Annotated in this window: 1 protein-coding gene; it reads right to left on the reverse strand. The window is 69.2% G+C overall.

All coding sequences use genetic code 11. From position 1 onward, the window contains the following. Positions 1–37: 37 nt before the first annotated feature. A complete protein-coding gene (locus ACFWP2_RS39580) occupies positions 38–1078 on the reverse strand; it encodes an IS30 family transposase (protein ID WP_380460977.1) in 1041 nt (346 codons plus the stop codon). Positions 1079–1484: the final 406 nt, after the last annotated feature.

Raw genomic sequence — 1484 nt, forward strand, 5'->3', positions numbered from 1 at the left:
TCTTGGGTTCAAGGGGTCGTCGCAACACCGCTTGGTTTCAGACGGTGAGTAGATCACGTAGACGCTCGGCTGGGGTATCCCAGCCGAGCGTCTTGCGTGGGCGGCTGTTGAGCTCCTGCGCGACGTGTTCGAGGTCTTCGGGACCGTGCACGCTCAGGTCGGTACCTTTCGGGAAGTACTGCCGCAGCAGCCCGTTCGTGTTCTCGTTCGAGCCGCGTTGCCAGGGAGAGGCCGGGTCACAGAAGTAGACGGGCATGTCGGTGGCCATGCTGAACTGCCGGTGGCGCGCCATCTCGGCGCCCTGGTCCCAGGTGAGCGAGCCGCGCAGATGGGCGGGCAGGGTCTGGACGGTGCGGACGAGCCCGTCGCGGACGGTCTCGGCGTTGTGGGTCTCACCCGGCAGGTGGACCAGCATGGTGTAGCGGGTGCTGCGTTCGACCAGGGTGGCGATTGCGGAGCGTCCGCCCGCGCCGAGGATCAGGTCGCCTTCCCAGTGGCCGGGCACGGCCCGGTCCTCGACGTCGGCGGGGCGGTCGCTGATCATCACCATCGGGTCGAGGAACCGGGAAGTGCGCCGCTCGGGGTTCCGGCGTGGTTTGCGGCGGGTCCGCCCGGTGCGGACGGCTGCCTGCACTTCCCGCTTCAGGCCGCCGCGGGCCTGGAAGTACAGGGTCTGGTAGATCGTTTCCACGCTCACCCGCATGCTCTCGTCGCCGGGATGTTCCCTCAGCAGAGCGTGGCAGATCTGTTCCGGGGACCACCGCCTGCGCAGTCCATCCTGCACGAAGCGGCGCAGGCGCCCCTCCCGCAGCAGCTTGCGGTCCTTGGGCCGGGGCCTGCGTGCGGCCGCCGCCCGGTGGGCCTGGTAGGGCCAGTAGCCGCCGCTGCCGGAGTTCGCGTCGATCTCCCGCTTGACCGTGCTCGCGGGCCGTCCCAGGGCCCGTCCGATCGCCCGCAGCGACTGACCCGCCGAGTGGAGATCGCGGATCTGTTCGCGCTCGGCCAGGGTCAGGAACCGCGGGTGGAGCTGCTTCTCCAGGGCCCTCAATCCGACCGGTGCTGTCGTCACACCGGACATGGTGACGGTTCCCGCCCGATAGTCGACGCGGTACCCCTCCGGATACGTGCGCGAATGGCGGGTCTTCTTGACGCCCCGTTCCCAGTCCCTGGCCGTGCGCTCGTTCACACCAGCCTGCCGGGCTGCCACCAGGCGGGCGACACCGGCGGCCCGGAGCCGCTCGTACTCGTCCCGTCCGGAATGCCGGCGCGGCGGACCCTCCGATTTCCGGCCGGCCTTCCGTACCCAGGTGAAGGCGGTGTTCCTGTTCACCCCCAGCTCACGCGCCGCCACGGTCACGCTGCCTACGACATCCAGCCGCTCAAAGAAGCGCTCCCGCAACCCAGCAAGATCACTACGTCCAACGCCCACGGTCCTCGCAACTCCCACGGATCGCGGGTGTTGCGAGGACCGTTAGAACCCAAGG

The sequence above is a fragment of the Kitasatospora sp. NPDC058444 genome (assembly GCF_042721415.1).
GTDB lineage: Bacteria > Actinomycetota > Actinomycetes > Streptomycetales > Streptomycetaceae > Kitasatospora.